The sequence below is a fragment of the Acinetobacter sp. YH12131 genome (genome assembly GCF_013418635.1).
GTDB classification, from domain to species: Bacteria; Pseudomonadota; Gammaproteobacteria; order Pseudomonadales; family Moraxellaceae; genus Acinetobacter; species Acinetobacter towneri.
The window spans coordinates 234,306-254,145 of the sequence record NZ_VPBQ01000003.1; the positions used below are offsets into that span (position 1 = coordinate 234,306).

18 protein-coding genes and 1 riboswitch are annotated in these 19,840 nt (G+C 41.8%); of the genes, 4 read left to right on the forward strand and 14 right to left on the reverse strand.

Annotated elements, in window-relative coordinates; genetic code table 11:
* Positions 1-57: 57 nt before the first annotated feature.
* The 12 genes from FTU66_RS03890 to FTU66_RS03945 all read right to left on the reverse strand — a co-directional run bounded on the left by FTU66_RS03890 (position 58) and on the right by FTU66_RS03945 (position 11,585).
* Positions 58-708 (reverse strand): FHA domain-containing protein, encoded by a 651-nt coding sequence (locus tag FTU66_RS03890; RefSeq protein ID WP_019838108.1) that lies wholly within the window; start codon positions 706-708, stop codon positions 58-60.
* 69 nt (positions 709-777) lie between these two features.
* A complete protein-coding gene (gene gspD / locus FTU66_RS03895; RefSeq protein WP_180112336.1) occupies positions 778-3,033 on the reverse strand; it encodes a type II secretion system secretin GspD in 2,256 nt (751 codons plus the stop codon).
* Positions 3,034-3,092: 59 nt separating this feature from the next.
* Positions 3,093-3,932 carry a type II secretion system protein N gene (locus FTU66_RS03900; protein ID WP_180112337.1) on the reverse strand — a complete coding sequence of 280 codons (840 nt, stop codon included), beginning with the start codon at positions 3,930-3,932 and terminating at the stop codon, positions 3,093-3,095.
* The gene (gene gspN / locus FTU66_RS03905; RefSeq protein WP_180112338.1) at positions 3,932-4,672 is read right to left on the reverse strand and encodes a type II secretion system protein N; all 741 of its coding nucleotides are present in this window, start codon (positions 4,670-4,672) and stop codon (positions 3,932-3,934) included. Before gspN ends, FTU66_RS03900 begins: the two co-directional genes overlap by 1 nt.
* A gap of 162 nt (positions 4,673-4,834) precedes the next feature.
* Positions 4,835-5,161, reverse strand: coding sequence for an H-NS family nucleoid-associated regulatory protein (locus FTU66_RS03910; protein WP_180112339.1), 327 nt, complete (start codon positions 5,159-5,161; stop codon positions 4,835-4,837).
* Between the two features lie 145 nt (positions 5,162-5,306).
* Positions 5,307-5,738, reverse strand: a complete 432-nt coding sequence (locus tag FTU66_RS03915) for a thioesterase family protein (RefSeq protein ID WP_096901909.1) — start codon at positions 5,736-5,738, stop codon at positions 5,307-5,309.
* A gap of 9 nt (positions 5,739-5,747) precedes the next feature.
* A complete protein-coding gene (locus FTU66_RS03920; protein ID WP_180112340.1) occupies positions 5,748-6,941 on the reverse strand; it encodes a heme biosynthesis protein HemY in 1,194 nt (397 codons plus the stop codon).
* Complete coding sequence (locus FTU66_RS03925; protein WP_180112341.1) at positions 6,942-7,778, reverse strand: hypothetical protein; 837 nt, start codon at positions 7,776-7,778, stop codon at positions 6,942-6,944.
* On the reverse strand, positions 7,775-8,554 hold the full coding sequence (locus FTU66_RS03930; protein WP_004975746.1) for a uroporphyrinogen-III synthase: 780 nt from the start codon (positions 8,552-8,554) through the stop codon (positions 7,775-7,777). The genes FTU66_RS03925 and FTU66_RS03930 overlap by 4 nt, the downstream gene beginning before the upstream one ends.
* A 21-nt stretch (positions 8,555-8,575) precedes the next feature.
* Complete coding sequence (gene hemC / locus FTU66_RS03935) at positions 8,576-9,496, reverse strand: hydroxymethylbilane synthase (protein WP_096901970.1); 921 nt, start codon at positions 9,494-9,496, stop codon at positions 8,576-8,578.
* Positions 9,497-9,618: 122 nt separating this feature from the next.
* On the reverse strand, positions 9,619-10,359 hold the full coding sequence (locus tag FTU66_RS03940; RefSeq protein WP_104852924.1) for a LytTR family DNA-binding domain-containing protein: 741 nt from the start codon (positions 10,357-10,359) through the stop codon (positions 9,619-9,621).
* Between the two features lie 71 nt (positions 10,360-10,430).
* Complete coding sequence (locus FTU66_RS03945) at positions 10,431-11,585, reverse strand: sensor histidine kinase (RefSeq protein WP_180112342.1); 1,155 nt, start codon at positions 11,583-11,585, stop codon at positions 10,431-10,433.
* On the opposite strand from FTU66_RS03945, the gene argH reads away from it, so the two are divergent.
* Positions 11,576-13,006, forward strand: coding sequence for an argininosuccinate lyase (gene argH / locus FTU66_RS03950; RefSeq protein WP_171458207.1), 1,431 nt, complete (start codon positions 11,576-11,578; stop codon positions 13,004-13,006). The two genes, FTU66_RS03945 and argH, sit on opposite strands and share 10 nt — an antisense overlap.
* Before the next feature lie 14 nt (positions 13,007-13,020).
* Entirely contained in the window at positions 13,021-13,293 is a 273-nt protein-coding gene (locus FTU66_RS03955) for an oxidative damage protection protein (RefSeq protein ID WP_004975738.1), read from the forward strand.
* A gap of 568 nt (positions 13,294-13,861) precedes the next feature.
* Here FTU66_RS03955 and phoU read toward each other — a convergent pair.
* Both phoU and FTU66_RS03965 read right to left on the reverse strand, forming a co-directional pair.
* Complete coding sequence (gene phoU, locus FTU66_RS03960) at positions 13,862-14,584, reverse strand: phosphate signaling complex protein PhoU (RefSeq protein ID WP_004975736.1); 723 nt, start codon at positions 14,582-14,584, stop codon at positions 13,862-13,864.
* A gap of 154 nt (positions 14,585-14,738) precedes the next feature.
* On the reverse strand, positions 14,739-16,076 hold the full coding sequence (locus tag FTU66_RS03965) for a TolC family outer membrane protein (protein WP_026438398.1): 1,338 nt from the start codon (positions 16,074-16,076) through the stop codon (positions 14,739-14,741).
* 432 nt (positions 16,077-16,508) lie between these two features.
* On the opposite strand from FTU66_RS03965, the gene FTU66_RS03970 reads away from it, so the two are divergent.
* Positions 16,509-17,573, forward strand: a complete 1,065-nt coding sequence (locus tag FTU66_RS03970; RefSeq protein ID WP_004975731.1) for a hypothetical protein — start codon at positions 16,509-16,511, stop codon at positions 17,571-17,573.
* A 99-nt stretch (positions 17,574-17,672) separates the two neighbouring features.
* Positions 17,673-17,820, forward strand: a riboswitch (TPP riboswitch).
* A 102-nt stretch (positions 17,821-17,922) separates the two neighbouring features.
* Positions 17,923-19,818 carry a phosphomethylpyrimidine synthase ThiC gene (gene thiC, locus FTU66_RS03975; RefSeq protein ID WP_180112343.1) on the forward strand — a complete coding sequence of 632 codons (1,896 nt, stop codon included), beginning with the start codon at positions 17,923-17,925 and terminating at the stop codon, positions 19,816-19,818.
* Positions 19,819-19,840: the final 22 nt, after the last annotated feature.

Sequence of the window (19,840 nt, forward strand, 5' to 3'; positions counted from 1 at the left end):
CCCCCTAAATGAACAAAGGCATGCGATCGCATGCCTTGATTGTAAAGCAAAGGCTACTTATTTAAACAATAGCCAAGCCAAAACTGCCAAAATCACCAAGACAACTAGTGAAATCAAGCCAACAGAGGCATTTTTCTGCTGTTCTTTCTCTAGTTCCACACGAGAAACAGGCTGCTCGACAGGCACAGGTGTTGGCTCTGCTTGAGCTGCATGAATATCTACACCTTCTGGAATAGGCGCTGGTTTCGGCACTGCCACACCTTGCGGCATACCATCTCGGTTTAATTGCACAGAACTGTCACGTTGATTCAACTCAGGCATTCCCTGCTCATTCATTTGCTGTGCAGGTGTTTTTTCTGTTTGCGCTGTGACTTTATCTGCAGTTTCAGCAACATCAGCTGCATGCTCCAATTCAACCGCAGGCGCAAGTACTGAAAATTTTAAGCTAGCAAATTGAACGATATCACCTTCTTTAAGTAAGGTTTCATCGGCAATACGCAAATCATTAACAAAAGAGCCGTTCGAAGAATTTAAATCTTGCACATATAGCGCTTGTTCTTTGAGTAAAAAAGCAGCATGTTTACGTGAAATTTCTGCCGATTGCAGCACCAAATCTGCACTTTGATGGCGCCCCACCAACATATCACGGTCGATACTAATTTCTTGGCCAGTAAATTCACCGCTAATTGCTTGTATTTTCCAAGTCATAAATAACTTCTCTCGTGTGATTTGGCGACATCATAACATGCCCTTACCCACAATCTGCGCAGGATACGATTAAGGTGTAGCGCGAATTGTGGTCGTGGTGACTGTATTTTTGGTTTTGCTGACTTCCTGCTGCGGCAAAATTACGTTTTGGCGCTGCACCGCAGGCTCAATCGCAACAGGAGTGCTCACCACCGTTGCTGTGCGGTTTGCAGACACTGCTGACGGCAAGGTTTGATAAGTTCCTGTTTGCGGCGCAACTCGAGATACAGGCAAACGCTGCTGATAGACATCACTAACATTTTCAGGCAATTTGGCAAAGCTACCATCGGTATCCATCGCCAATTGAAGGCTGTACAATTGACTATAACGCTGCTGCGAAATACGGCGGATGTCCTGACTATCTCCCACAATCGTTGGGTGAATAAAAATTAACAAATTACGTTTTTGATTAGATTGACCATCGGAGCGGAATAAACGCCCTAAACCTGGAATAGCACCCAAACCTGGCACAGCCTGACGACTATAAATCGAGTTATCAGAAATCAAGCCACCCAAGACAATGGTTTGCCCATGTTCAGCCAAAATAGAGGTTTTAATAGCGCGTTTGCTGGTGACTAAATCCTGCGCCTGACCTTTATTGGCTTTGACATCCGACACTTCTTGTTCAACTTCCAAGCGTAGTGTTCCACCCTCACCAATATGTGGCACTACCTTTAACGTCACCCCGACATCTTTACGTTCAATAGTGGTATACGGATTTGCCACGCCGCCATTGGTGGATAATGACCCTGTCACAAAAGGGACGTTCTCACCCACCACAATATAGGCTTCTTCATTATCCATAGTCACGATAGAAGGGGTAGACAATAAATTGGATTTGGTTTTTTCTTTCAAGGCCTGAATCATCGCACCATAGAGTTTACGGGAACCATCGCTTCCTTCACGATAATCACCCAAAACCAAAGATGTACCTGCACCAATCGCACTGCCTGCACCTGCTGCACCACCAGTCAAATAGCCTGCTGCAACATTTTTTAAACTTGCACCAATATTGTCAAAGTTAATCAAGCCAATGCCGCTGCTTAAATCTCCCAATGCCCACTGAACACCCAATTGGTCGGCATCGGTGCCTTCTACTTCTATAATTGCAGCTTCAATCAACACCTGTTGACGACGGGTGTCTAGCTGCTGAATCGCCGATTCAATTTCACGCATTAACTGCGGATCGGCTTTGACCACCAAAGCATTTTGCGAACCATCGGCAATAATACTGACACCATTGCTATTAAAACTCGTGATGTTGTTCTGATTATTGCTATTCGAGCTGCCCCCCAAATTAATACTTGGGGTAGAAATGGTCGATGAATTACCTGTGGTGTTATTGTTGCTGCTTAAATTACTAGAACTGCTGTTGCTACTGTTGCTATTAGCATTAGCGCTGCTGCTCACCGCCTGCCCTGAAACCAGACCTTGCAATATTTCTGCTAAATTCTGTGCACTGGCATACTTCAAGCGAAAAACCTTTAAACCACCCAAACGATCTGCAGCAGGCACATCCATCATTTCAATCATTTGGCGAATGCGTTTACGTGTTGCGGTGTCGCCTTTGATAATAATACGATTGGTACGATTGTCTGCCACAATGCGTACACGCGAACCTTTAATATCTTTCGCTGCCCCTGTCGAACTCATCGACTCAAGCAAGCCAATCACTTCTTCGGCCTGACTGGATTGCAGGCTAATCGCCTCAATATCATTCTGCCCCGTACCATCTAGGTTACGGATAATGCTTTCTAACTGGTAAATATTACTGGCACGATCTGACACAATTAAGGCATTGGTGCCCCCTACCGCTGATAAGTGTGCAAATTGTGGCATTAGCGGACGTAAAGCAGGAATCAGGTCATTGGCATTGGTATTTTCCAGCCATATCACTCGCGTTACAATTTGATCACCACGCGCATTTTGACGACTGTCATAAGGAATGCCTGAGCTTTTAACATTACTGTCAGGTACAAGGCGAATGGTATTTCCTGATGGAATAGCCACCACACCATTCACATTCAACACCCCTAGAAATAGGTCATAGACTTCATTTTTATTCAGGGCTTTGTTGGAAATCACCGTGACATTGCCACGCACACGCGGATCGACTGCAAAGTTCTTGCCTGTAATATCGGCCACTTCATTAATAAATGCAGTTAAGTCCGCATCACGTAAATTAATTTTCCAGGTTTGCGCATGACTTGCAGTACTCACCATTGCAACAAGCGGTGCAGCAGCCAGTAATGCCCAAAATGGACGCTCATGATTCAATAAAGCCATAATCTACTGTGTTTCCTAACCCTAAATATGCCTCTGCATTATTCAACATGCCGATTCATTTAAAAATTTTGTTGTATGGTCATCACCTGATCACCACGTTTTATTTCTAATTTCACCTGACCTTCACGACGCGCTTGTTCTAATAACTGCGCATCGTTTTGCCCTTGCCCCACGTTTTGTCCATTTAAAGACAAAATACGGTCACCTGGCTGTAAACCCAGTTTATTTCTTAAAGCGGCTGGCGTACGTGTGGTCACTTCATAACCATTGCCCGTATTTGCCTCAACACCCATTTCTTTTAAATATTGTTCGCGATCTTCCTGTATACGCTGCACTGCCTGTCCAATGGCGTTATTCGGTTGTACGGACTGGGTGGGTGCCATTGCAGGCTCTTGGTTACCATTTGAAATTAAAGGTGCGATAGGTTGATTTAAACCATTTTCAATACCTTTAAACAATACTTCACGCGTCGCGCCACTGCTATGACGTAAAACCACCCGATCCCAATAAACTTCTGCCAATTGGTACTGACTCGAATCAATCACATCGCCAACACGGTAGCGCTCTGCCACGTCATTCACTTTAATGACCGCAGAAGAAAACTGACTCGGTTGCCCAACCACCACACCTTGCAAGATCATATTTAATTGATCATCGGCAGTGTTGCTACGCCCAAGTTCTTGAAACAATGCAAAGGATGAAATATTCGGGATTTGTGGTTGCTGTGAACCTAACTCCACCCGATCAATTTGCATGACTTGGGGCGGCGCAACAACCCACCAAAATAAACTCGCCAGTTTCCAACACAGGTACAAAATCAAAAAAGTTAAAAGTACAGGCGCAGCACGATCAAAATGCTTCCAGTGCAAATCTTCCAATCGTTCAGAGAGAGTACGCATTAGAAACCTCCTTTAAATAGAGGTTGGCGAGTACTGATTACATAGGTATCTAAGCCCGCTTTACCCTCATAAGAGGCTATATTCATCAATAAGCGTTGCGTAAGTTGTACATCTAACATCAAGCTTTGATCAAGCGTAATATTCAGCATTTTTTGTTCACGTTGATCGCGAATATCGAATAACAGTTTGCCATTTTCATCAGACAAGCTGCCTTTTAACGCAGGAATATTCATACGGTCTTGGCGCTGAGCAAAACGATACAGCAATTCGCCACCCGCCCACTGCAACTGTCCTTTGCTTTTAGTAAAACCTTGTTGTTTTTTAAAATTCAAATGAATATCTTTGAGTTGAATCGCATTACTCGGCCACTGCCAGTCCACAATACTTTTTAAGGTTTCTGGCGCAACTTGCCCATCTAAAGATTGCACCAAGACGCTACCAAAACGATAGCCAACAATGCCTTCGAGTTTAGTATTGCCACTATGCACTTCAACATCGGCAGCGACACGCAATAAAACTAAATCTAAAGGACGTGTATTCCAACTTAAAGAACCACGTAACTGTCCCTTATGCCAATCGGCTTGCCCCTTCCAGATATTGCCACTCACATTATGTAAGGTCTGATTATTTTTATAAAATTTTGAAATTAACCACGCTGCTGGAATTTGTAATAACACAAAAAACAAAAATGCAATGAGGGCGAAAATCCACCACGTGATGTATTTGGGTTTCTTTATCATGCCACCACGACCAACCTTACTAATTTTTCTATGAATGACTTTTTATAACACTCACACATTATGCACACTTTTTCGGCGTCGCCAATTGATACAGATAAAAAAACCAAGCCGTATTGCTTGGTTTTTGAACTCTAAGTCAAATCAATGACAAATTGATGAAGCTTAGATTAGAAAATCTTCAAGTTTTGCGCCTTTTTCTAATTCAGCGACTAACCAGCGTGGTTTTTTACCACGACCAGTCCAAGTATCTGTAGGATTTGTTTTGCTACGATAACGTGGCGCTACTGTTTTACGCGGGCTTTTCTTACGCTTGCTTTCGCCAACTTCCAAAATCTGCTCAATGCTTAAACCCAAATTGTCTGCAATCGCTAAAATTTGATTATAGGCATCTTCAATCGCTTGATCTTTTTTTGTTGCAATTAATGCTTCCGCTTCCGCTTGTAAATGCTTTAACTGTTCTACAGACAAATTGCTAATATCAGGCATCATACTTACTCCAAAAACTATGCTTTTTATATTCAGTTATTAAATTAAGCAGATTCATTCTATTTTTATCAAACCGAAGCGTCAATAAAAAATCTACTACTCTACATATAAATAACAGTCGGACATATTATGAACTGATTATTAAGATTTAATCAAGAATATGCTGTACGGTTTTTTCTATTTTATGAATACCCGCGCGTACATTTTCAGGGATTAAGGTTTTTTGCATATTGACGCGATCTACACATACAATCACCGCATCTGCCTCTGCCACCACCATTTGCTGTGCTTCACTGTGGATTAAATAATGCATACGCATGGCACTATTACGCAATTCTTCTACCCGAACGCCAATTTTTAAAATATCAGGATAAACCACAGGACGTATATATTTGCACTGATTTGAGGCAATCACAGTCAAAACATCTTGCTGTAAAATTTTTAAATGGTCTAAATAATATAAACGCGCACTTTCAATATAACGGTAATAGATCACATTATTGACATGCCCAAAAGCATCCATATCTCCCCATGCAACACGCTGCTCAAAAACAATTGGATAATCTGCTAGTGTTAACACAACTCACCCTTAAATTTTAATTTCGACAAAATTAGAATTATTTTCAAAGATTAAATTTAACTGTTTTAATAATTCAGGCTGATCTTTTAAATTAGATTTAACTCTTAAATAACTCATTAATACGTGTTCAGGATATAAATCCAGTAATTGCTCGGCTTCTGAATAACGCGCTGTTGCTGTAAAAATATGCCATTTGGCAAAACTAAATACAGGTAATGCAGGGTATTTCTGTTCCCACAGATTTATTTGCTGTTCAATTTTTGCATAATCAGGTTGTTGTTTTAACAACTGCTGTTGGAACCATAAATAAAACACTTCCTGATTAAACTGTTCACTCAACATCTGTACCGCAAGACGTTCATGTTGTGCGGCCAAATCAGGCAGACGCGACAATAACTTCAACCACAACACCTGAATGGCATAAGACTGACTGAAAATCTGCTCACTTAAATCACTATAACGCTGCTGCAAAGCCTGTAAATTTTCTGCATCAGCCTGCTCAAATTGGGTTAATAACTCAGTCAGCCACTTTTGCTTGGTGTCTGCATCTAAATGCCCGTATTTGGTCGAACGTAAATAATGCCAAGGATATTGCGTGGCAAACTCACCCCACAAAGCAACTAAACGCTTTTGATAAGCTGTTTTGACTTTAAATAACCACGGCGATAATTCATGCTGATTCAGAAACTCTAAATGTGTCAAAGCTTGTTCAGGTTGCTGCTGCGCTAAATAAATTTCAATACGCTGTATTTCTGCCAATTCAAACGCCATGGCACTACTTTGATTTAATGCAGCCAACGCTTGCGGATATTGCTGTTGAATGGAGTACATACGTGCTTCCATCACCCCTTTGAGCAAGCCTGACTGGGCAAACACCTGTCGAATAAAGGTGTGTTGATCTTCAGCAGCATCTAGCAACCAAATGACCCCCAATTGCTCATAAGGATGCAGATTTTTAAAGTTAAATACGGTTTCAACCTTACGCTGCTCACGGCTAAAATAGCGTTTTAACAACAACCATAAAATTTGTAGCGAAACACTAATCGACAAGAAAAAAAACAACAACAACCAAATATTGGTTTGCAATTGCCATTCACGCCAATACACATAAACATAGCCTGAACCATACCCATAACTCAGTACGCTCAGCAAAGCTATCAGTACAATACTGACCACCACATAAGCGAGTAAAATCTGTTTCATTTATACCGCCCCCAATAATGCACGCGTTTTTAAACTTGGCGTAGGAACGATATTTAAATGTTTAATTTTTTCTAATTGCTGAACCAATTGCTGTGCTTTCTGATCAGGCAATTGTTGTAATAACTGAATAATGTCATTCACTTCTTGTTGATATTGCACATATTGACCTTGCATAAATACTTGTCGAGCCAGCAATAGACGCAATTGTGCCTCTTTTAAAATAATCTGGCGCTGCATCAACTGTGTTGCAGGTTGCTTGGCTGATTCAACACTCAGCCATTTTTGCCAAAAATAACGATCATCGACATCTGCAGGGTTCAGCTCAGGTTGTTGAACTTGCTGTTTTATGTGTTGATCTAACTGTTGTAACAACTGACTCACTTGTTGATATTGCGCATCGCGTGTCGTTATAAATTGTTGAATTTGTTTCTGATCTTGCTGAATAACTTGGTGCAAACTTTGTTTCAAAGCTGGCGCTAAAGCATATTCGTTTAACTCACGGTCTAAATTTGCCAGCATTTCGGTTGCATAGTGAAATTGCTGTTGCTGTAAAGAAAATTCCACCAAGTCTAATTGCTGCGCCACCATCTCCATTGGCTGAATAGCATCTACTTGCGGCACTGCACTGGATACTGCGGGCTGTTCTGCTGCACCTTGTGTATAATTACGTCGCTGTAAAGCCACCAGTTGATCATTTAAATTGGCAATATTTTTTTCTACAAAATGCAAACTTTGACTGAGTTGCTGTTGTTGCGTCGAGACTTGCATCACATCAAAACTTAATTTAACGATCCAAATCAACGCAATCAACACCACTATCACAACCAGTTTTTTCATAGTTTTCCTTGCATGCGCATCATTTGCTGCAATATTAATTCTGTTTTTAAATGGGTCAACTTGAATACGTTATATTTTGTATGATGCTGCGTTTGATAATCGAGCAAAATTTTCTCTAAACGATCACCCAATACCCAATAATGACCTTTGTTCAGTAGATCGAAATCCCGCTGAATTAAGCTTAGCCAGTTTAACCAACTGGCTTCACTGCTGATCATCATGATAAATTCTGATGATTGTATTAAACGTGCGCGTACTGCCTGCATTTTTTCAATAGAACTGGCAGGACACTCCCGCCGATACAATACAAAATTATGGATCTGCATCCCCTGATCAAGCAGTGTTTGCATCATAAATTGCCGTCCGCCCTCGCCACGCCAAAAGGCAATGTGTGTGCCGACTTTCAAATTTTGCAAACACGGCAAACTCAGCATCCCTTCGGAAGTTTCAACCTGCGGGACTTCGCTGTAAAGACCATATCCACGTAAAACTTCTGCTGTTTTCTCACCCACAGCCACCCAACGTATATGCTGCAAATCCTGCAATGATATTTGGCTTCGGGCTAAATATTGCATCCCAATATCGACAGCAGTCGGACTAACCACCACAATAATATGCGTGTGAGGCAACTGGGCATATAAATTAGCCAGTTGCTCCGACCACGGCTGTGCAGAAAGCTGCAACAAGGGCAAATCAATGACCTCAATATGCTGTTGTTGCAAAGCCTGAGTTAAGGCCTCTGCACGATCTTGAGGTCGGGTATTAATGAAGAGCATGGGCTTCTGGTGCAATATGAATTATTGATACAGGGCTTTGAGTAATTCGCCCGCACCCTGTGCCAATAAAGCTTTTGCCAATTCTTCACCTAGCATTTCAGCCTGTTCAGGTGCGCCAAATTGCACAGCTTTAAGAATGGTTTGCCCATCGACACTACCAACACGACCTTCAATCTGCAACTGACCATTCTGCAAAGTTGCGTAGCCTGCAATTGGCACCTGACAACCGCCTTCCAAGTAGGCATTAAAAGCACGTTCGGCACGTACACAGACATTGGTTTCGGCATGCATTAACGGCAAAATTAAATCCAACACCGCCTGATCTTGGCTACGACATTCCAGACCCAAAGCCCCTTGCCCAACGGCAGGTAAGCTCACATCAGGCTGAATGGTATGACGAATACGCTCTGCCAAGCCCAAACGCTTTAATCCTGCACTGGCTAAAATAATCGCGTCATACTGACCATCATCTAGCTTAGACAAGCGCGTACCCACATTGCCACGTAAATCAATAATCTCTAAATCTGGACGTGCTTTTAAAATTTGGCATTTACGGCGCAAGCTTGAGGTTCCAACTTTAGCGCCCTGTGGTAAATCTGCAAAACTGGCATAGTGATTCGACACAAAGGCATCGAGTGGGTCTTCACGCTCACAAATGACCGCCAAGCTCAGACCTTCAGGCAATGCCATGGGTACATCTTTCATAGAATGTACGGCTAAATCGGCACGACCATCCATTAAGGCGGCTTCTAATTCTTTGACAAATAAGCCCTTCCCCCCAATTTTTGCCAATGGGGTATCTAAAATTTTATCGCCCTGCGTGACAAAGGTCACCAACTCAACAGTTAAATCGGCATGCATCGCCTCTAAGCGGGCACGAATGTGTTCAGCCTGCCATAACGCAAGCGGGCTTTGTCGAGTTGCAATTTTCAGGGTTTTCATCATAGTGGCTAAGCAAGATAAATAAGTTCATCTAAACTTAACCTGATCCCCTAAAAATGCAAGTCTATTTCTTTACCGATTTATCAATCTGTTGCGTATTCAACTGCGATGATGCTGACAAATTAGAGTTTTTGGATGCGTTCTCGCAATAAAGGCAAATGTCGTCGGCTAACAGCCAAACGCTCATCTAGCTCACGGCAACGTACCTGATACTGTCCTGAATTGACCACTTCTAGCCCCTCCAAAAACTGAATCGAGACCAAGGCATTTCGGTGAATCCGAATAAACTGATCACCAAACTCGGTTTCTAAATCTTTCAGCGTTTCATCAATCAGGACACTGCCATTTTTATGACGCACAGTGACATATTTCTGATCAGCTAAAAAATAGTAGATATTTTCTATTGGCACCAATTCTACACCGCGATAGGTTTTCGCCGCGATTTGGTGACGTTTTATTTTTAATTCGTCCATATTTTCTTTTTGTTTTAAATGACTCATCTGCGCTTGCGTGAGTTTTGTTAAATGATCTAAAACCTGTTGCAATTCCTGTTGCATTATCGGTTTTAACAAATAGCCTTCCGCATTGGATTTAAACGCATCAAGTGCGTGTTCATCATAAGCGGTACAAAACACAATGGCTGGCATAGGGTCAAGCTCACGCAAATGTTGAGCACAACTTAGACCATCCATTCCCGGCATTTGAATATCTAATAATATGACATCCGGCTGATGTTCATCCGCCAGTTCAATCGCCTGTTGCCCATGAGCTGCCGTTGCCACCACATGATGCCCCAGTTGAGTGACCAAACGTGATAATCGCTCTCTAGCTAGAGGCTCATCATCACAAATTAGGATGTCCATTTTTCCTCCTTTTTAAGTCAATAACTTTATTTTTATCAAGTCTAGAAAAATCAGAGCAATCACAGCTTATTTTATTTATAACGGTATTGCAGCACCGTGGTGTACATACCATTCCCCGCATAATTTTTGAAAGTAACACTACGCCCATAATACGCTTTTAAGCGCTGTTCCACGTTTTGCAGTGCAATCCCATGTCCAGATCTTAAATTTATTTTATCGCTGACATACGGATTTGTAATGACAATATTGACTTGGTTTTGCAATATTTCGATCAATATACTTATCGTACTCTTTGCTAAAACTTTTTCAACTCCATGAAAAATACTATTTTCTAGCAAGGGTTGTAAAGTTAATAACGGAATTTGTACCTGACTGAGCAGTTGCGGTTGTTCAATTTTCCATTCTACCGCCAACCGATCACCCAAACGAATTTGTTCAATCTCTAAATATCGCTGGCAAAGTTCAATCTCATCTTTCAGGCTCACCAGTTTTAATTCCTGCAAACTGGCACGGAATAAACGTGATAAATTCAGCAGCATCTGCTCGGCTTTATCGGGATCAATTGCAATTAGACTGATCACATTATTTAAGCTGTTAAACAAAAAGTGTGGATGAATACGGGCCTGCATAGCATGCACCCGCGCTTGCAATTCGCTATGCCGCTGCTGAATAGCTTGTTCTCGGACATAGATATAACGAAAACAAAACGCACCCAAAATCACACCATAACTCAAATGCAGTCCAATCCCATGCATGAGTTCAGCCAGACTAAACTGCTGTAAATGAAAATTTTGCCCAAAATGCAATAAGGTATTTAAACTGAGTGTCGTGACCAATACGATGGTTTGCAGCAAGATAAAACTCACCATAAACGATAGCGCCAAGCCCATGCGTAAAAAACGTGCCTGAAAAAATTCAACCAAAGCCGCAAAACACAATACCACCCAATTGATATAGAGTACGTATTGCAGCACCCGAGCAAAACTTAAACCTTGCCAACCTTGTGCTTCAGCCAGTGCCAAAACCATTGCCAAGGCATTACTGCCAATAAATAATTCAATTAGATATTGCCAACGTCCTATTTTCGTAAAAAAATACAGCTCATGTTGTTCTGCCTGCGTATCAGCATAAGTTTGATTGGCTTGTTCTTCGGCAAGTGAATCTGAATTTGTTATACTCTTGTCCAAATCACCGCTTTTTACTTTATTGAGCCGATATGACCACATCTTCTAATTCCTCAAATCCGTCACAAGCCCAAACTTCGGGTATGTGGGGCGGTCGTTTCTCTGAAGCGACTGATGCTTTTGTTGCTGAATTTACAGCATCTGTTCAATTTGACCAACGCTTTTATAAACAAGATATTGCTGGCTCAATTGCGCATGCAACGATGCTTGCCAAAGTAGGCGTACTTACGACTGAAGAGCGTGACGATATTATCCAAGGTTTAAATACCATTCAGGCTGAAATTGAAGCAGGTCAATTTGAATGGCGTATTGACCTTGAAGATGTCCACATGAACATCGAATCGCGCCTTACTCAGCGTATTGGCATTACAGGTAAAAAATTACACACTGGTCGTAGCCGTAACGACCAAGTGGCAACCGATATTCGTTTGTATGTCCGTGACGAAATTGATGCCATTTTAGAATTATTAAAAAAATTACAACACGGCATTTTGAGCTTGGCAGCCAAAAACACGCATACCATTATGCCTGGTTTTACCCATTTGCAAACCGCACAGCCTGTGACTTTTGGTCATCACCTTATGGCATGGTTCGAAATGTTGGTACGTGACTCTGAGCGTTTAATTGACTGCCGCAAACGTGTTAATCGTATGCCTTTGGGTTCTGCTGCTTTGGCAGGTACCACTTACCCAATTGACCGTGCTTTTACCGCAGAATTGTTGGGCTTTGAAGCTGTATCTGAAAACTCGTTAGATGCTGTATCAGACCGTGATTTCGGGATTGAGTTTAACGCTGCTGCATCTTTAATTATGATGCACTTGTCGCGTATGTCTGAAGAACTGATTTTATGGACATCGGCACAGTTCAAATTTGTGAATATTCCAGACCGTTTCTGCACTGGCTCATCCATTATGCCGCAGAAGAAAAACCCAGACGTACCAGAATTGGTGCGCGGTAAAACAGGTCGTGTTTATGGCGATTTAATGAGTCTGTTGACCCTGATGAAAGGTCAACCGCTTGCCTACAACAAAGACAACCAAGAAGACAAAGAACCTTTGTTTGATGCCATTGATACCGTGCGCGGCTCGCTCATGGCATTTGCCGATATGATTCCTGCTTTAGTACCAAACATTGCAGAAATGCGTGAAGCTGCATTACGTGGTTTCTCTACGGCAACTGACCTTGCAGATTACTTAGTAAAAAATGGCGTGGCATTCCGCGATGCACATGAAATTGTAGGTAAAGCCGTAGCATTGGGCGTACAAGAAGGCAAAGACTTGTCTGAACTTAGCCTAGAACAATTACAGCAATTCTCAGATTTAATTCAAGCTGATGTATTTGAAAAAGCACTGACCCTTGAAGCCTCTGTAAATGCACGTGATCATATTGGCGGTACAGCGCCTGCACAAGTTGCAGCGGCAATTGAACGTGCTCAAACACGTCTTGCTCAACTTTATGCATAATCAGGAAGTGAGAGATGTCTAAACAAGTATTTTGTCGTAAATATCAAACCGACATGGAAGCGATGGATTTCGCTCCTTTTCCGGGTGCCAAAGGTCAAGAATTACTTGAAACGGTATCTAAACAGGCTTGGCAGGAATGGCTCAAACACCAAACTACGCTCATTAATGAAAAGCGTTTAAATGTGTTTGAACCTGAAGCGAAAAAGTTTTTGGAAGAACAACGTGAGAAGTTTCTCAACAATGATGCCAGTTTGGAAGTCGCAGAAGGCTTAAAACCTCAAAACTAATCCAAGTACTGTTTTTTCATTTTGGAAAATTCAAACCTTGTTTATTTTACAATTAAAAGAGTCTTTATGAAGGCTCTTTTTTTATAATCTTATTTATGATGAATTACAACAACAGTACTTTAAATAAATGAAAATAGATTCAAAAAGTTAAGCTAATTTCCTATTTTTATTTCTCGATTGAAGCGTATATTTTATAGTCACAACAAAACACTTAACAATAGATTAATTATTGATTTCAAAAAGAATAGTTTAAAAAACAATCACACTAAAAATAATGTAATTTAAAAATACATTTGCATATAAAACGCTACATTCCACTACAATAAACCACATGATTCTTGAGTGTGATTTCCCTATACTTATTTTCAAGGAGATAAGCAATTATCTCTCACTATAATAAATATCCCCGATTTCAATCTCAGATTTCCCCCAAAGTCTGAGATTTTTTTTATCCAAAATTCAGGTTATTTCAAATCTTAAAGATCAGCAAAAATCAAAAAGACTCATTCAAGCCATAAAAAAAAGCCCCATCATTAGATGAGGCTGAATATTCAAAAAAAAGCTGAACTTAGCGTTCCTGTACTTTTTCTTCAATTTCTTTGACGCTGGTATGACGTACGTCAAAACCTTTGACCATATAAATCACTTGTTCTGAAATATTTCGTGCGTGGTCACCAATACGCTCTAATGAACGTAACACCCACATCACATTAATCACACGTGAAATATGACGCGGATCTTCAATCATATACGTCATAAGAGTACGTGTTGCAGATTGATATTCACGGTCAATATCGGCATCGGCAAGTAAAACACGCAGTGCTTGATCGACATCTAAACGCGCAAAAGCATCCAGTGCATCGTGAATCATGACGCGCACTTGGTTACCAATATGACGTGTTTCCATATAGCCGCGTGGCGAACCACCTTCTTCACATAAGTTTTGGGCAATACGGGCAATTTTTGCAGCTTCATCACCAATACGCTCTAAGTCAGTATTGGCTTTAGACATGGCAATCACCATACGCAAATCAATTGCGGCTGGATGACGACGCGCCAAAATCAACGTTAAGGCTTCATCAATTTCGGTTTCCATGCGATTGACAACATTGTCTTGGAACTGAACTTCTACCGCCAAGGCTGCATCGGTATCCAAGAGTGCGTGAATCGAGTTGGCAACCTGCTGCTCTACCAAACCACCCATGGCCATAAATTTGGTATTTACATCCTGCAAATCTTCATTGAACTGAGAAGAAATATGGTGACTTAACACAGGATTATTCGTACTCAAGGAATACACTCCACAACAAAAGGATAGACTGACGCAATGATTGAATATTAAAGCACAGCAATGATGACGTTTTTATGACATTTTCTCACCAAACTCTCAAGTCTGATCGTTTCTGTCTTTATACAACATACCTTATACAGATGACAAAATGATTTTATAAGGCTTTCTGAATCAACCAAGCATTCATTTCCTGTACATCTTGTTCAGTCAATTGCCCAACGGCTGCTTTCAACTGTAACACATGCTTCAAATAGTCATACTGTGCATTGAGATAATCCTGCTTGGCAGAAAAGGCGTTACGCTGTGCCAACAGTACATCCACCATGGTTTTTAAACCTTCCTGATATTGCGCTTTGGATGCTCGTGCCACTAAATCTGCTGAATTCATTGCAGCCTGTCGCGCCTGCAATTTGGCTTGATCAGTTTCGACTTGTAAATATGCCTGTTTCACATCGGTATTGGCTTTACGGATTGCTGCATCTAGCTCGGCTTCAGATTTTTGTACCAAAACCACTGATTTTTGCACATTTTTATTGACCCGCCCACCGCTAAACACATTCCAGTTCATTTCAATCCCGACCTGGTCGAACTGACCATCGGGCGACATGATACTTTCAGGGCTTTGTTTGGCATAACCATAACTGCCCACAGCTTCTACCTGCGGATAACGTGCTGCTTGTTCAACCCGACGTGCATCTTCGGCATATTGTCGCTGCAAACGTGCCTGTTGAATAGCCAAATTTTGAGTTTGTGCCAATTGCGACCATGCCTCTAAACTTTCAGGCACAGGTTTTTGAAATTGAAAGTCATCTCGCAAAACTGCCAAACTTTCTTGATATGGCCCAATCAATTGTGCCAACTGCTCTTGTGCCAAAACCAACTGCACATGTGTTCCAATCCTGTTCGCTCGTGCATTTTGATATTGCGCATTGGCTTCACTGACTTCACTTTTAGCCACCAAACCTTCACGCAGTTTGGCATTCATCATATTGAGCTGTTCCAACAAAGCTTTTTCTTCTTGTAAATATGCTGTTGTTAAAGACTGCTGTCTCAGCACATTAAAATACGCTTCTGATACATTCAAAATATGTTGCTGTTGTTGTAAACGTAAGGTGACTTCACTCAGGCTTAACGAGGTTTTGACTTGTTTCAGGGCTTGCCAAGCATCCCAACGAAATAAAGGCTGACGTGCTGTTAACGCGACTTGACGTGAAGTTGAAGATGAACTGCTTAAAAGCTCTGGCGAGGAACTGGCAATATTGACTCGACTCATTTCCTGACTTTTACGGGTGATATTGCCCGACAGAGTCACAGTTGGCAGTAAATTGCCTTGCGCAAGCCCTAAATTTAATTGATCGGCCTGATATTGTAATTGCTGTGCGCGCCAAGTCGGATCGCTATTTTGAGCACGCTGATAGGCTTGCATTAAATCCAAAGCAAAAGCGCTTGAACTCATCCAACATAAGCATGTCACTAACATCATTTTTTTCATTATTTTTCGATCAACCCACTCTGTAATTTCGTCAATCCTACTGCAATGTATTTTTACACCGCCCATACTAAAGCGAATTTGCATTTTTTTCGTATGATTTTCATTAATTTTGATAATTTTTCATATTATTTCAATTCATTGCAATAATTAAGCAAAGCCATACACGTGCTAACAATCGCTGCATAAAGTGGTACTTACTCACAGGCATGTAACCAAACTCTAGCAGAATACTACAATTTACTCCGTGGCTTTGACTTTACAATGCAAGCTCTCCCCTCGTCCTTCGACCCAAGCTTCTAAAACCGTGTGCCTCACAGCGGATATTTTAAATTTAGAATTTTGGTATGAATGACTCATTTTGAATTTTTGGAATCCATAGTGCCTAAATGAAGGCACTAGATGATGAAAGAATACTCATGTTGAATTGCTGTAATGGTTAAATTTCTTCGCGCCAGTAAACTTGCCCTACTGCTTGGCAGTTGTCTGTATTTGCTCGCCTGCCAAAATTCAGATACACCTCCCGTAGCTGAACCACCAAAGGTACAGGCCAGTGCCAGCGAGCCTGTGGATTTGACCCAAATGTGTGAAAATATTCAGCACAATATGCAGCAAATTGACAATACCCGCACCACGTTTGCGCTAGAACAAATTAATCAGGATTTAAAAGTCTGCCTACCCTTGCTGCCTTTGAATGAGCAATTAAATTTGCTCAATCTTTCGACCCAAATGTATCAACGCTTTTTGCATGTAGAACGCAGCGCTGCAGAACAAGCTGCCTTTGACCAACACGCTTTTGATATGGCACAGCATCCGACCATTCAGCAAAGTCATTTTGAAAACTTTGCCTTGCGTGATCAATATTTATTGAAACATAAGGGACAAGCCTATTTAGAGCTATACGATGCAGGTGAAGCACAGTTGGTTTATCGTCGAAGCCCGCAATACTTAGCCATTATTTTTGCGCCTTACATGCCCGATGCCGAGCAGATTTTTATTGAAAGAATGGCCAATGACAATATGCAGCACAGCCTGCGTGATGGTGGACTCACCCTTGATGCTGCCGATTTGGCAGAACGCGCCTTATTTTGGGAAGATTACGTGCAGCGTTATCCTAAAAGTCACTTTATACGGGATGCACGTTATCTAGCCGAAGTGTATGCCTTGCTGCTGTTTAAAGGCACAGTCAACAGTCCTGTTTCTCAGGATTATGTCGATGAATACAGTATCCAACCTGCCGTATTATTTGAAATTAAAAAACTGGCAAAGTTGCAAAAATCTCCCTTAGCACAGCAAGCGCGTAAATTCCTTGCCTTTTTACACATGAGCAGTGAACAACGACTCACTGAAATTGCAGCACAGCCCACTGCACGTGAACAGCGTGAATATGGCGATGATGCTTTAGTACATGCACAGTTGCATCAATATTTAAATTTAAAGAACATCTCCATCCATGCAAAACGCGATTGTTTTAGTGATGCCGTTTGTATTACTCGCTAATTATCCAAAGTCGCTTAAAGCTCAAATACTTGTCATTAGGCATCAAAGAATAAAAGCCGCGCGAAGCCTGCTTTTATACCAACAACGTGCTACTATTTATACAGCTTGACGGAGCGCGAGTAATTCCTCGCTGAGATTGTGTCCATGCTGAGTTTGTAGCCTAAAATCTGCAAACCAAGCTGTAAACCCAAGTACCGTTGAACCTGATCAGGTTAAAACCTGCGTAGGAATCAAGCCACCTAAAAACCCAGCCACACGGTTAATGTTGAACTATTAAAGTCTCAACAACTCAATTGCAATGTTTTTGGTCGTGCTTGATTCGTTGATTTCATTCTTCAGGATCATTGCAATGAACCAATTAACGAATCTATCCCCTGCTGACATTTCTGCTCAACACGAGCAAGATGCCAAAGATTTAACCCGCATTTTGCCTGCATCGAAAAAAGTCTATATTCAAGGCTCACGCCCAGACATTCAGGTGCCAATGCGTGAAATTGAACTGACCGACACTCCAACAGGTTTAGGCGGTGAGCACAATCCACCGCTCATGGTGTATGACACTTCAGGTGTATATACCGATCCAAATGTAGAAATTGATCTGAATAAAGGCTTGCCGAACATCCGCGACAGTTGGATTGAAGAGCGCCAAGACACCGAAAAACTAGAAACCCTCAGCTCGGCATTTGGTCAAGAGCGTTTACGCGATATTCGCACTGCAGAGATTCGTTTTGCCCATATTCAAAAGCCACGTCGTGCCAAAGTTGGTAAAAACGTCACCCAAATGCACTATGCCAAACAAGGCATCATCACCCCTGAAATGGAATATATCGCCATTCGTGAAAACCAACGCCAACGCGAAGGTGTCGATATGCGTCAGCATTCGGGGCAAAACTTTGGAGCTAAAAATCTAACTGAAATCACGCCTGAATTTGTACGTCAGGAAGTGGCTGAAGGTCGTGCAATTATTCCTGCCAACATTAACCACCCAGAATGTGAGCCAATGATTATTGGTCGCAACTTCTTGGTCAAAATCAATGCCAATATTGGTAACTCGGCACTAGGTTCAAGTATTGATGAAGAAGTCGCGAAAATGACTTGGGCGACCCGTTGGGGCGCAGATACCATCATGGATTTATCGACAGGTAAAAACATCCATGAAACCCGTGAATGGATTATCCGCAACTCGCCTGTGCCAATTGGTACTGTACCTATTTATCAGGCACTAGAAAAAGTAAACGGCATTGCAGAAGACCTCACTTGGGAAATCTTTAAAGACACGCTGATTGAACAGGCTGAACAAGGTGTGGATTACTTCACCATTCACGCAGGCGTGTTATTGCGTTATGTACCACTCACGGCCAATCGCTTAACAGGTATTGTATCGCGTGGCGGTTCAATCATGGCGCAATGGTGTTTGGCGCATCATGAAGAAAACTTCCTTTACACACACTTTGATGAAATCTGCGAAATCATGAAAGCTTACGATGTATCGTTCAGCTTAGGTGATGGTTTACGTCCAGGTTGTATTCAAGATGCCAACGATGAAGCACAATTCAGCGAACTGCGAACTTTGGGTGAATTGACTCACCGCGCTTGGGAACATGATGTGCAAGTGATGATTGAAGGCCCGGGGCACGTACCAATGCACATGGTCAAAGAAAATATGGACTTGCAACTTGAAGTCTGTAAAGAAGCACCATTCTATACACTCGGCCCATTAACCACGGATATTGCACCAGGTTATGACCATATTACTTCTGCAATTGGTGCAGCGATGATTGGTTGGTACGGTACTGCAATGTTGTGCTATGTGACACCTAAAGAGCACTTAGGCTTACCGAACAAAAAAGACGTCAAAGACGGCATCATCACCTATAAAATTGCAGCACATGCGGCTGACCTTGCCAAAGGACATCCGGGCGCGCAAGCACGTGACAATGCCTTATCTAAAGCACGTTTTGAATTCCGCTGGGAAGATCAGTTTAACCTGAGCCTTGACCCAGATACCGCACGCAGCATGCATGATGAAACCATGCCAAAAGAAGCGCATAAATCTGCACACTTCTGTTCAATGTGCGGACCGAAGTTCTGCTCCATGAAAATCACGCAAAATGTGAGAGATTATGCACAAAATCAAAATGCTGCGAACAAAACAGAGCAAGTAGATGCAGAGGTAGAATCAGGTCTCAAAGCCATGAAAACCGCTTATCAGGAACATGGTCAAAAATTGTACCATAAGCTATAAATTGTTTAAAAAGCGTTTGTAT